This is a genomic window from Nocardioides luteus (assembly GCF_000960475.2).
GTDB classification, from domain to species: Bacteria; Actinomycetota; Actinomycetes; order Propionibacteriales; family Nocardioidaceae; genus Nocardioides; species Nocardioides luteus_A.
This window is the reverse complement of sequence record NZ_JZDQ02000030.1, coordinates 41,711-53,801: the sequence shown is the minus strand read 5'-3', so window position 1 is coordinate 53,801 and position 12,091 is coordinate 41,711. Positions and strand designations below refer to the sequence as shown.

Here is a 12,091-nt window from a genome sequence, read left to right as displayed (position 1 = left end):
TCCAGAAGCAACGAAATCCGAGACGGCACGGGTCTCTGAGTGATCAAATGTTGCATCAATAGGGATACTCTTAAGCGGTTTCTTTCGGCACGAGCCCCAACCACGAGATGAGTGAGACGAGCCTGTGGGTGACGCGGTGATCAGCGTTCTGCTGGCCGACGGTCACGACGTCGTGCGTGTCGGCGTGCGTACGGTGCTGCAGCCCGAGCCCGACATCGAGGTGGTCGGTGAGGCCCGCACCGCCGCCGAGGCACGGCCGCTGATCGCGACGCTGCGCCCTGACGTACTCATCCTGGACGCTCACCTGCCCGACTCCTCCGGGGTCGCGCTGTGCCGCGAGGCGCTCGCGATCAAGAGCGACATCCGCTGCATGATCCTGGCCACCGACGCCGACGACGAGGTGATGAGCCAGGCGATCATGGCCGGAGCAGCCGGCTATGTGCTCAAACAGATCGAGGCGACGAGCCTGGTCTCGGGCGTACGCCTGGTGGCCAGCGGCCACACCCTCTTCGACCCCGAGGCGGCCGCCAAGGTGGTGCACAACGTCGAGGAGCGCCGGCGGATGCACGAGGTGGTCGCCGAACTGACCCCGCAGCAGCGGCGGATCCTGGTGCTGCTCGCCGAGGGCATCTCCAACCGGCAGATCGCCGATCGCCTGGTGCTGGCGGAGAAGACCGTGAAGAACCACATCACCGGTCTGCTCGCCAAGCTCGGCGTCAGCCACCGCACCCAGGCGGCCCTGATGGCGAGCCAGCTGCTCGAGGACGGCGTCGTGCCGCGGCCGGCGCCGCCGGCCGACGACACCCGGCAGGTCAAGGGCCCGGGCCCGAACGGCGGGCCGGTGCCCCCGCATCCTCGCGGCCCGGCCCCTTCCCGCGCATCCAACCGATCCCGGTAGCCGCTCCGCCGATCCGAGTACCGTGGTTCGCATGTGCCGCAACATCCGCCCGCTCCACAACTTCGAGCCGCCTGCCACCGACGACGAGGTCTCCGCTGCCGCCCTGCAGTTCGTACGCAAGGTGAGCGGCACGACCAAGCCCTCCGCCGCCAACCAGGAGGCCTTCGACCACGCCGTCGCCGAGATCGCCCACATCACCCGGCATCTCCTCGACGACCTGGTCACCAACGCCCCCAAGAAGAACCGTGAGGTCGAGGCCGCGAAGCGCAGGGCTCGCGCCGAGGCGAGGTACGCCTGATGACCCTCGCCCCCGGGGCGACAACGCAAGAGACGTACGCAGCAGCCCTGGCCCTCCTTCAGGACCGGCGCCTCGTGGTGCTGACCGGGGCCGGCGTCTCGACCGACTCGGGCATCCCCGACTACCGCAGCCCCGGCAGCCCCTCACGGCAGCCGATGACCTTTCAGCAGTTCATCTCGGGTCCGCAGGAACGGCAGCGCTACTGGGCACGCAGCCACCTCGGCTGGCGACGGATGGGCAGCGCGGTGCCGAACGCCGGTCACCGGGCGCTGGCGGCGATCGATCCGGAGCTGCTGATCACCCAGAACGTCGACGGTCTGCACGAGCAGGCCGCGCCCGAGCTGGCCAGGAGCGGCCGGATCGTGACGCTGCACGGCCGCGTCGCCGACGTGATCTGCCTGTCCTGCCGCACGGTGAGTCCCCGCCGCGACCTCCAGGTGCGGATGGAGGCGCTCAACGCGGGCTGGGCCGAGGCGCATGCGGATGTGGAGACCCGTCCCGACGGTGACGTCGCGCTCGAGGAGACGCAGGACTTCGTGGTCCCCGACTGCGAGATCTGCGGCGGCATCCTCAAGCCCGACGTCGTCTTCTTCGGGGAGAACGTGCCCAAGGACCGGGTCGCCCGGTGCATGGCGGCGGTCGACGCCCTCGCCGAGGAAGGTTCCGAGCTCCGCGGCGAGCGGCACGAGGGGAAGGGCGTGCTGCTCGTCGCGGGCTCGAGTCTGGCGGTGATGAGTGGCTACCGGTTCGTGCGCCGGGCGGCGAAGGCCGGGATCCCGGTCGTCATCGTGAACCGGGGTGCCACCAGGGGCGATGGGGAGGCGACGTACAAGCTGGAGGTCGGCACCAGCGAGTTCCTCACCGCGCTGTCCTCACGCAGAGCGTGACTGGATCGGTAGGTCGGCCATCCGGCCGGCGGCCTCGTCGACCGACAGTCTGGCCCCGATGAAGAAGTGGTAGACCGGACCTTCGTCGATCAGCAGCACCTTCGCGCTGTGGAAGTCCCCACCGAGGTCGGTGAGCACGATCTCCTCGCCACGCTCGAGGTGACGGGTCAGGCCGGTGTCGGTGTGGTGGACGGCGACCGGGCGGAACGTCTCATCCAGCTCGCGACCGCGAGCGGGCAGATGAACGACCTCCATAGAGCTCTCCCCTCCGGAGACCCCCGCAAGTCTCGACATGACAACTGCTGAAGCCCATGTCCGTGAACTGGCCTTCAGCAGGTCCCGCACATCAAACATAAGCATCTAAGACCTAATCGGTCCAGAGTCGTGTGCCAGATTCTGCCGACGTCGAGAGAATTTCACCCACGGTTACAAAAGTGGGCGCGTCGTTGCCACATCGAAGCCGACTCGTGGAGCCGACGGGCGGTGAATCTGCGGGTCAGAGGGCCTTCACGAAGATATGGTCCGCGGCCTCGGGGATGATCTCGGCGGTCTCTCCACCGGAGCCGAGCAGGACTCCGTCGGCGGTCGCCTTGATGGCGACGGTCTGGTCCGGGATCGCCCCGACCCGGCGCAGGGCGCTCATCAGCGACTCGTCCTTCTGCATCTCCTCGGAGATGCGTCGGACCAGGACGGTGGCGCGCTCGGAGCCCGCCGCGGCGGTGAGCGACTGGACGCCGGCCATGAAGTCCTCGTCGGCCGGCTTGCCACCGAGCTCGTCGAGGCCGGGGATCGGGTTGCCGTAGGGCGACTCGGTCGGGTCGCCGAGCAGGTCGAGCAGTCGCTTCTCGACGGTGTCCGACATGACGTGCTCCCAGCGGCACGCCTCTTCGTGGACGAGCTCCCAGTCGAGACCGATGACGTCGGTGAGCAGTCGCTCCGCGAGCCGGTGCTTACGCATCACCCGGGTGGCCAGGCGAAGGCCCTCGTCGGTGAGCTGCAGGTGACGGTCACCCTCGACCGTGAGCAGACCGTCGCGCTCCATCCGGGCCACGGTCTGGGAGACCGTCGGACCCGACTGGTGCAGGCGCTCCGCGATGCGGGCGCGCAGCGGAACGATTCCCTCTTCGACCAGCTCATAGATGGTGCGGAGGTACATCTCGGTGGTGTCGATGAGGTCGCTCACGGGGTAATCCTACATCCTTGAATCAGTCAAAAAAACCGAACCCAGCAGGGTGTGTCCCGGACGACGTCGGCCTGCAGGAGAGATCATCACGGTGATCCCCTAGGTGCCCTAGCGCTCGAGGGCTTCGTTGTATCTCGAAAGCATAGCGCTGAGCCGGTCTATGTCGTCGGGACTCCAGCTGGACAGCCGGTCGCTGAAACGTACGCGACGCTCCCGGGCCACCCGGTCGAGCCGTTCGCGCGCCTCGGCGGTCAGCGAGACCAGGCTGGCCCGCCCGTCCTCAGGATCAGGATGGCGCTCGAGCAGACCGAGGTCGACGATCGTCTGCACCATCCGGCTGACCGCACCCTTGTCGATGCCGAGCGCGTCGACGAGGGCGGAGGCGCGCAGCGGGCCGTGCTCCGCGACCCAGGTCAGCATCATGTAGCCGCCCGGCGGCAGGTCGGGGTGGACCATCCGGCCGCGGTCGCGCATCGCCCGCTTCGCCCGCCGCATGAGCACGCCGACCTCGGCCTCGAGCCGGATCAGCGACTCCACCCGCGGGGCATCGATCTCGTCGCCCACAGCGGGCTCGTCAGTCATCTCCGAACAGCTCCCTCGGCTTCGGGCTCGGCCTCGGGGAGGGCCTGGGTCTCGGGGAGATCCTCCACGCTCGTCCGGAGCGGGACCTCCTTGATACCCACGATAGCGACCAGTGCGATCAGCGCACACGGGATGGCCACCAGGAAGAGGTCGGCGGTCGCGACGGCGAAGGCGTGCTCGTAGAGAGCCTGGATCGCGCTCGGCATGCTCGACGGGTCGGCGAGCCCGTCGCTCTTCAGGCTCTGCAGCTCTTCGGGCGTCACCTTTCCGCTGGCCACGAGCTTCGGGATGCCGTCGGTGATGACGTCCTCGACGCGGTGGGAGAGGACGGCACCGAGCGCTGCGATGCCCATCGAGCCACCCATCGACCGGAAGAAGGCGACGACGGAGGAGCCCGCGCCCATGTCCTTGGTGTCGAGGTTGTTCTGCACCGCGAGCACGAGGTTCTGGTTGGTGGCACCGACGCCGAGGCCGAGGACCGCCATGTAGACCCCGACCAGGGCGAGGTCGGTGTGCTCGTCGATGGTGCTGAGCAGGTAGAGCCCGATCGGCAGCATGATGCCGCCGAAGAGCAGGTAGCGCTTCCAGCGACCGGTGGAGCTGATCAGGCGGCCGGTGACCATGCCGGCGCCGGAGAGCCCGAGCACCATGCAGATCGACATCAGGCCGGCGTGGGTCGGCGTCATGCCACGGGCGGTCTGGAAGTACTGCTGCAGGTAGACCGTCGCGCCGAACATGCCGGCACCGACGAAGAACGAGGCCAGCGTGGAGAGGACCATCGTGCGGTCCCGGAAGAGCCGCAGCGGGATGATCGGCTCCTTGGCGAACCTGCCCTCGACCAGGATCGCGAGGGCGAGCACGACGAGGCTGCCGGCGACCAGGGCGTACGAGGTCAGCGAGGTCCACGCGAAGGAGTCGCCGCCCAGGGTGACCCAGATCAGCAGGGTCGAGACACCGCCGACCAGCAGGAACGCACCGAGGTAGTCGATGCTGACCTCGCGGCGTACGTGCGGGAGGTGGAGCGTCTTCTGGAGCAGGACGAACGCGACCACCGCGAACGGCACGCCGATGTAGAAGACGCCGGGCCAGCCCAGCGGGGAGTCGACGATCACGCCACCGATGAGCGGACCGATGACCGTGGCCAGCGCGAAGACCGCGCCGATGTAGCCGGAGTAGCGGCCGCGCTCGCGCGGGGAGACGATCATCGCGATGATCACCTGGATCAGCGCGATGATGCCGCCCATGCCGAGACCGGCGATGACGCGGCCGGTGATGATCACCGGCATCGACGGGGCCAGGCCACAGATCGCCGAGCCGACGATGAACAGGCCGAGCGCGGCCTGGACCAGGACCTTCTTGTTGTAGAGGTCGGCGAGCTTGCCCCAGATCGGCGTGGTCGCGGTCATCGCCAGCATGCTGGAGACGACGATCCAGGTGTAGCCGCCCTGGGTGCCGTCGAGGTCGGTGACGATCCGCGGCAGCGCGTTGGCGACCGACGTGCTGGACAGCATGGCGACGAAGAGCGCCATCAGCAGGCCCGAGAGGACCTCCATGATCTGGCGGTGGGTCATCTCCGGCGCGGCGACCGCCTGCGAGGACTGCGTGGACTCTGACAAGTGGGACTCGGCTCTCTCACAAGAATTGGTTGAACATCGGCAACCAATGTACGCCGGGTTAGTTGCTAAACGCAACTTGTCGTCGCTCGTGGTCCACGAAAACGGGGCGACCCGCAGGCGGGCCAGGTGGCCGACCCGGTGGATGAGTCCGGTACGCCTGCGGGTCGGGTGGCTGCTGGTGAATTGCCAGCTCCCCATCCGTGGTTGGAGGGCTGCTAGCGAGCAGCCACCTCACGCATCCAATCGTTCTTCATCTGATCGGATCACCTCCTTTCCCGTGTGCCTCAACGGTAGGCGCCGAGGCCGGCCGGGTTCAAAGGGTTTATTTCACGCCGTGGCCGGCTCCTCCTCCACGATCGCGTGGCTGAACTGCGACTGGTAGAGCTCGGCGTACGCCCCGCCGGCCTCGAGCAGCTCGGCGTGGTTGCCCTGCTCGACGATCGCGCCGTCGCGCATGACCAGGATCAGGTCGGCGTCGCGGATCGTGGAGAGCCGGTGGGCGATCACGAAGGACGTACGGTCCGAGCGCAGCGCCGCCATGGCGTGCTGCAGGAGCAGCTCGGTGCGGGTGTCGACCGAGGAGGTCGCCTCGTCGAGGATCAGCAGCGACGGCTCGGCCAGGAAGGCGCGCGCGATCGTGACCAGCTGCCGCTCGCCCGCCGAGAGGTTGCCGCCCTGGTCGGTGATCAGGGTGTCGTAGCCGTCGGGCAGCGAGTGCACGAACCTGTCGACGTACGTCGCCCGGGCCGCCTCGAGGAGCTCCTCCTCGGTCGCGTCGGGTCGGCCGTAGCGGATGTTGTCGCGGATCGTGCCCTCGAAGAGCCAGGTGTCCTGGAGCACCATGCCGGTGCGTTCGCGCAGGTCGGAGCGGGGGATCGAGGCGATGTCGACGCCGTCGAGGGTGATCCGGCCGGCGTCGAGCTCGTAGAACCTCATGATCAGGTTGACCAGCGTCGTCTTGCCGGCCCCGGTGGGACCGACGATCGCGACCGTCTGGCCCGGACGGGCCACCAGGGAGAGATCCTGGATGAGCGGCTTCTCCTGGTCGTAGGAGAACGAGACGTGCTCGAAGCGGACCTCGCCTGCACCGTCGGACCCCATCCGCGGGGCACCGGCGTCGACCGACTCCTCCTCGGCGTCGAGGAGCTCGAAGACACGCTCGGCCGAGGCGACGCCCGACTGGAGCAGGTTCATCATCGAGGCGAGGGTGGTGATGGGCTGGGTGAACTGTCGCGAGTACTGGATGAAGGCCTGCAGCTCACCGAGGCTCAGGGCACCGCTGGCGACGCGGAGGGACCCGACCACGCAGACCACCACGAACATCAGGTTGCCGACGAACATCATCAGCGGCATCAGGATCCCGCTGATGAACTGGGCCTTGAAGGCGGCGGTGAAGAGCTTGTCGTTCTCCTCCGCGAAGGTCTTCTCGACCTCCTCCTGGCGGCCGAAGACCTTGACCAGGTCGTGGCCGGAGAAGGTCTCCTCGATGTGGCCGTTGAGCTTGCCGGTGTGGCGCCACTGGGACACGAACTGACCCTGCGACCGCTTCATCACCGCACCGGTCACCACCAGCGAGACCGGCACCGCGAGCAGCGCGATCAACGCCAGCACCGGGCTGATCCAGAACATCATGAACAACACCGTGACCAGGGTGAACAGCGCGGTCAGCACCTGACTGAAGGTCTGCTGCAGCGTCTGGCTGATGTTGTCGATGTCGTTGGTGACCCGGCTGAGCAGCTCGCCGCGCGGCTGCTTGTCGAAGTAGGACAGCGGGACGCTGTGGACCTTCTTCTCGACGTCCTCGCGCAGCCCCTTCACGGTGCCCTGGACGACCGAGTTGAGGATCCAGCCCTGCACGAAGGAGAGCATCGAGGCGACGAGATAGACGGCGAGCACGACCATCAGCGCGTTGCGCAGCGCGTCGAAGTCGACGCCGTGGCCGGGGTTGACGTAGTCCATCCCGGCGAGCATGTCGGAGAGCTTGTCGTCGCCCCGTGCCCGCAGACCCTCGACCGCCTGCTCCTGGGTGACCCCGGCCGGCAGCTGCCGGGAGAAGATGCCGCCGAAGATGATGTTGGTCGCCTTGCCGAGCAGCCACGGACCCAGCGACATCAGCGTGACGCTGACCGCGGCCAGGCCGATGGTGGCGAAGGCATGGATCTTGTAGGGCGCCATCCTTGCCAGGAGGCGTTTCGCCGAGGGGACGAAGTTCATCGCCTTGTCCCCCACCGCGCCGCCGGCGCCCATCGGGCCTGGGCCGCCCTGGGGACGTACGATCCGCTCGGTCTTCTTCATCTGGCCGTTCTGGCCGGCCTTCTGGTCGGGCTTCTGGTCGCTCATGCCGCGGCCTCCTCTGCGCTGAGCTGGGAGGAGACGATCTCCTGGTACGTGGCGTTGACGGCGAGCAGCTCGTCGTGGGTGCCCTCGCCGACGATGGCGCCGTCCTCGAGCACGATGATCTTGTCGGCGTCGCGGATGGTCGAGACGCGCTGGGCGACCACGATGACCGTGGCGTCGCGGGTCTCGGGGGCCAGCGCGGCGCGGAGCCTTGCGTCGGTGGCGACGTCGAGCGCGGAGAAGGAGTCGTCGAAGAGATAGATGTCGGGTCTCCTCACCAGTGCCCGGGCGATCGCCAGGCGCTGGCGTTGGCCGCCGGAGACGTTGGTGCCGCCCTGGTCGATCTCGGCGTCGAGGCCGGTGCCTCCCTCGGGGGCCATCCGCTCCACGAAGTCGCGTGCCTGGGCGACCTCGAGCGCGTGCCAGAGCTCCTCGTCGGTGGCGTCCGGCTTGCCGTGGAGCAGGTTGGAGCGAACCGTGCCGGTGAACAGGAAGGCCTTCTGCGGCACCAGCCCGAGCCCGCCGCGCAGGGTGGCCGGGTCGAGGTCGCGTACGTCGATCCCACCCACCCGGACGACACCGGCCGTCGCGTCGAAGAGCCGCGGGATGAGTCCCAGAAGGGTCGTCTTGCCGGCGCCGGTGGAGCCGATGATCGCGACGGTCTGCCCGGGGCGGGCCTCGAAGGTGACGTCGTGGAGGACGGGATGGTCCGCGCCGGGGTAGGTGAAGCCGGCCCCGGTCAGGTCGACGTGCCCGCGCCGGGAGATCTCGGTGACGCCGGCCGCCGGCGGGGTCACCGACGTCTCGGTGTCGAGGACCTCGGCGATCCGATCGGCGCAGACGGCCGCGCGGGGCACCTGCATGAGCATGAACGTGCCCATCATGATCGACATCAGGATCTGCATCAGGTACTGCAGGAAGGCGGTCAGCGGACCGACCTGCATCACCCCGTCGTCGACCCGGATGCCGCCGAACCAGATCACCGCGACGCTGGCGACGTTGATGACCAGCATCATCAGCGGGAACATCGTCGACATCCATCGCCCGGCCCGCAGGGCGACGTCGGTGAGCTCGTCGTTGGCCTGCGCGAAGCGCTCGGTCTCCTGACGCTCGCGCACGAAGGCGCGGATCACCCGGATGCCGGTGATCTGCTCGCGCAGGATGCGGTTGACCGCGTCGATGCGCTCCTGCACCTTGCGGAAGTTGGGGACCATGCCGCGCACGACCACGGCCATGGAGAGGAGCAGCACGGGGATGACGACCGCGAGCAGCCAGGAGAGTCCGGCGTCCTCCCGAATGGCCATCACGACGCCGCCGACCATCATCATCGGCACCATCACCGCGAGGGTGCAGGTGAGCACGGCGAGCATCTGGACCTGCTGGACGTCGTTCGTGGTCCGCGTGATCAGCGACGGGGCACCGAAGCGGCCGACCTCGCGAGCGCTGAAGGAGCCGACCTTCGCGAAGATCGCCGCCCGCAGGTCACGGCCGAAGCTCATCGAGCTGCGCGCGGCGAAGTAGACGCTGACGATCGAGCACAGGATCTGCACCAGCGCCACGCCGAGCATGATCGTGCCGATCCGCATGATGTAGCCCGTGTCGCCCTCGGCCACGCCGTTGTCGATGATGTCGGCGTTCAGGCTGGGCAGCAGCATGAAGGCCGACGTCGAGAAGAGCTGCAGGATCGCGATGACGACCAGGAATCTCTTGTACGGGAGCAGGTAGTCCCGCAACAGCCTGAGAAGCATTCAGTCATTTCCTCTGGTCAGGATGCCGCCGAGCAGTACGTCGATGACGTCCTCACTGCTCAGCGGCTGGTCGGTTCGGTTCAGGCCGGGGAGCCAGGCCCCGGTCGTGAGGCTGCGCAGCACCAGCGCGGCCTTGCGCGGCGGCAGCCGCAGCTCGTTCACGTGCGGCTCGAAGACGAGCCTGGTCAGGTTGTCGACGAGGGCCTTGTTGGCCTCGATGAGGAAGGTCGGCGGACCGGGCGGATGACGTACGCCTTCGGGGTGCGGCTCCTCCATCAGGGCCGAGCGCACGGCCATCATGACGAGGACACCGCGCTGCGAGGACGCGGCGAGCAGGTCGATGACGGCACGGAGCTTGTCCTCGATGTCGGCCTTCCCCTCCACCACCTCGGCCATGGACTCGCCTGCCCGGGTGGGGTCGAAGACGTTCTCGGCCACGGCCCGGTAGAGCTCCCGCTTGTCGCGGAAGTGTCGGAAGATCGTGCCCTCGGCGACTCCGGCCGCCTCGGCGATCGCCCGCGTGGTGGCAGCCGTGCCGTGCTCGATCAGCAGCGTCTCGGTCACCGCGATGATCGCTGCGCGCCGGTCAGCTGCGGGAATCGGCTTGGCCCGCGTACGTCGTTCGTCCACGTCGACGAGGATAAATGAGTGAGCACTCACTCACAACCCAATTATTGGGTGGATGCTGCCTCCAAACCCTGTTCGTACGGATGCGGACTAGGGCATGCTGGGGCGCTATGTCGGGCCGACAAGGGCCACGACAGCGGTGGTCCCGGCAATCCCGACCACCGAATCCGGAATGGAGACAGCATGCGTAGGTTGTTGACAGGCGCGACCGCGGTCGCGCTGGGGGTCACCGGCGCCCTCGTCATGGCGAACTCAGGAACCGCCACCTCCCACAAGGAGGTCCGCTATGTCGTGGCATATGCCGAGGGATCCTCGGCCGCCAGCGCCCGTGCCGCGGTGAAGGCCGCCGGGGGCGAGATCGTCTCGGAGAACAGTGCTATCGGTGTCGCCACGGTCTCCGCGGGCGAGGACTTCGCCGAGGCGGCCAACGCCTCGAGCGCCCTCGTCGGCGCGGCCCAGGACAGGATCGTGGGCGCCAACACGCCTGAAGCGGCCGGCAAGGCCCGCAAGCAGGACGTGTCGAACGTCGAGACCGAGTTCCGCGACGCCAAGGGCAGCGCGCCCAAGGCCCCGAAGCCCAAGGACTCCTCGGAGCCGCTCTCCGGTCTGCAGTGGGACATGAAGCAGATCGACTCCGCGGCGGCCAACAAGACCGAGCGCGGCAAGGGTGTCCGCGTCGGCATCCTGGACACCGGTGTCGACGGGACGCACCCCGACATCGCGCCCAACTTCGACGCCGAGCTGAGCCGCAACTTCACCACCGACATCCCGGTCGACGCCAACGGCGACACGGTCGACGGTCCGTGCGAGGACGAGCCCGACGCCTCCTGCGAGGACGCCGCCAACGTGGACGAGAACGGTCACGGCACCCACGTCGCCTCGACCATCGCCTCGCCGGTCAACGGCATCGGCATCTCCGGTGTCGCGCCGGAGGCCGACATCGTCAACCTGCGCGCCGGCCAGGACTCCGGCTACTTCTTCCTGCAGCCGTCCGTCGACGCGCTGACCTACGCGGGCCGCAACGGCATCGACGTGGTCAATATGAGCTACTACGTCGACCCGTGGCTGTTCAACTGCACCAACCACCCCGCCGACTCCCCCGAGGACCAGGCCGAGCAGATCACGATCATCACCGCGATGCAGCGCGCCCTCGACTACGCCCGCGCCCACGGCGTGACCCTGGTCGCGGCCGCCGGCAACCAGGCGATCGACTACACCAAGCCGCAGACCGACGCGACCAGCCCCGACTACGCCAGCGAGCCCGGCGAGGCCGCGTACGTCCGTGACCTGCTCGACCCCGAGTCGTGCGTCTCGATGCCCACCGAGGGCAACGGCGTCATCGCGGTGAGCTCCACCGGCCAGAGCGAGCGCAAGGCCTACTACTCCAGCTACGGCAACGGCTTCGTCGACGTCGCCGCACCCGGCGGGGACGTCTACGACAACCCGGCGGGCACGCGCGACCTCACCGGGGCCATCCTGGCCGCCTACCCCTACAACATGGCGGTGGAGGAAGGTGCGGTCGACCCGGCGACCGGCGAGGTGATCGCTCCCTGGGCCGTCGCGGACTGCTCCAGCGGCACCTGCTCCTACTACCAGTACCTGCAGGGCACCTCGATGGCCTCCCCGCACGCTGCCGGTGTTGCCGCGCTGATCGTCGGTGAGTACGGCAGCCGTGACTGGTCCGGCAAGACCCTCTCGCCCAAGAAGGTCGAGAAGGTGCTGCTCAAGTCGGCCACCGACAAGGCCTGCCCGGTCCCGGCGGACTACACCTACGTACGCCACCTGCCCAACGGCAACACGGCGACCTCGACCCACACGTGTGAGGGTGGCGAGGGGCCGAACGGCTTCTACGGCAGCGGCATCGTCAACGCGAAGGCAGCGGTGACGCGCTGATCCCGGTGCAGGGATACCCGGT

11 protein-coding genes are annotated in these 12,091 nt (G+C 68.2%); 4 read left to right on the top strand and 7 right to left on the bottom strand.

Annotated features, from left to right (window positions below):
- Positions 1-136: 136 nt before the first annotated feature.
- The 3 genes from UG56_RS19860 to UG56_RS19850 are packed head-to-tail and all read left to right on the top strand — an operon-like array spanning position 137 to position 2,083.
- Positions 137-898, top strand: coding sequence for a response regulator (locus UG56_RS19860; protein ID WP_045547089.1), 762 nt, complete (start codon positions 137-139; stop codon positions 896-898).
- Between the two features lie 31 nt (positions 899-929).
- Positions 930-1,196 (top strand): DUF2277 domain-containing protein, encoded by a 267-nt coding sequence (locus UG56_RS19855; protein WP_045547051.1) that lies wholly within the window; start codon positions 930-932, stop codon positions 1,194-1,196.
- A complete protein-coding gene (locus UG56_RS19850; RefSeq protein WP_045547050.1) occupies positions 1,196-2,083 on the top strand; it encodes a Sir2 family NAD-dependent protein deacetylase in 888 nt (295 codons plus the stop codon). Before UG56_RS19855 ends, UG56_RS19850 begins: the two co-directional genes overlap by 1 nt.
- Here UG56_RS19850 and UG56_RS19845 read toward each other — a convergent pair.
- The 7 genes from UG56_RS19845 to UG56_RS19815 all read right to left on the bottom strand — a co-directional run bounded on the left by UG56_RS19845 (position 2,069) and on the right by UG56_RS19815 (position 10,179).
- Positions 2,069-2,338 (bottom strand): hypothetical protein, encoded by a 270-nt coding sequence (locus tag UG56_RS19845; RefSeq protein WP_008362798.1) that lies wholly within the window; start codon positions 2,336-2,338, stop codon positions 2,069-2,071. The two genes, UG56_RS19850 and UG56_RS19845, sit on opposite strands and share 15 nt — an antisense overlap.
- A 241-nt stretch (positions 2,339-2,579) precedes the next feature.
- A complete protein-coding gene (locus tag UG56_RS19840) occupies positions 2,580-3,266 on the bottom strand; it encodes a metal-dependent transcriptional regulator (protein WP_045547049.1) in 687 nt (228 codons plus the stop codon).
- Positions 3,267-3,374: 108 nt separating this feature from the next.
- Complete coding sequence (locus UG56_RS19835; protein WP_045547048.1) at positions 3,375-3,848, bottom strand: MarR family winged helix-turn-helix transcriptional regulator; 474 nt, start codon at positions 3,846-3,848, stop codon at positions 3,375-3,377.
- Positions 3,845-5,464 (bottom strand): MDR family MFS transporter, encoded by a 1,620-nt coding sequence (locus UG56_RS19830; RefSeq protein ID WP_084101346.1) that lies wholly within the window; start codon positions 5,462-5,464, stop codon positions 3,845-3,847. The genes UG56_RS19835 and UG56_RS19830 overlap by 4 nt, the downstream gene beginning before the upstream one ends.
- A gap of 327 nt (positions 5,465-5,791) precedes the next feature.
- Entirely contained in the window at positions 5,792-7,804 is a 2,013-nt protein-coding gene (locus UG56_RS19825) for an ABC transporter ATP-binding protein (RefSeq protein ID WP_045547047.1), read from the bottom strand.
- On the bottom strand, positions 7,801-9,549 hold the full coding sequence (locus tag UG56_RS19820; protein WP_045547046.1) for an ABC transporter ATP-binding protein: 1,749 nt from the start codon (positions 9,547-9,549) through the stop codon (positions 7,801-7,803). Before UG56_RS19820 ends, UG56_RS19825 begins: the two co-directional genes overlap by 4 nt.
- Entirely contained in the window at positions 9,550-10,179 is a 630-nt protein-coding gene (locus UG56_RS19815) for a TetR/AcrR family transcriptional regulator (RefSeq protein ID WP_177191511.1), read from the bottom strand. It abuts the gene before it with no gap.
- 180 nt (positions 10,180-10,359) lie between these two features.
- Between UG56_RS19815 and UG56_RS19810 the strand changes: the two genes are divergently transcribed.
- Complete coding sequence (locus tag UG56_RS19810) at positions 10,360-12,069, top strand: S8 family peptidase (protein ID WP_045547045.1); 1,710 nt, start codon at positions 10,360-10,362, stop codon at positions 12,067-12,069.
- Positions 12,070-12,091 lie beyond the last annotated feature (22 nt).

Bases quoted from the DNA above. Each gene is read 5' to 3' on its own strand.
- UG56_RS19825 (WP_045547047.1), bottom strand. From the start codon at position 7,804: ATGAGCGACCAGAAGCCCGACCAGAAGGCCGGCCAGAACGGCCAGATG.
- UG56_RS19835 (WP_045547048.1), bottom strand. From the start codon at position 3,848: ATGACTGACGAGCCCGCTGTGGGCGACGAGATCGATGCCCCGCGGGTG.
- UG56_RS19820 (WP_045547046.1), bottom strand. From the start codon at position 9,549: ATGCTTCTCAGGCTGTTGCGGGACTACCTGCTCCCGTACAAGAGATTC.
- UG56_RS19845 (WP_008362798.1), bottom strand. From the start codon at position 2,338: ATGGAGGTCGTTCATCTGCCCGCTCGCGGTCGCGAGCTGGATGAGACG.
- UG56_RS19810 (WP_045547045.1), top strand. From the start codon at position 10,360: ATGCGTAGGTTGTTGACAGGCGCGACCGCGGTCGCGCTGGGGGTCACC.
- UG56_RS19850 (WP_045547050.1), top strand. From the start codon at position 1,196: ATGACCCTCGCCCCCGGGGCGACAACGCAAGAGACGTACGCAGCAGCC.
- UG56_RS19855 (WP_045547051.1), top strand. From the start codon at position 930: ATGTGCCGCAACATCCGCCCGCTCCACAACTTCGAGCCGCCTGCCACC.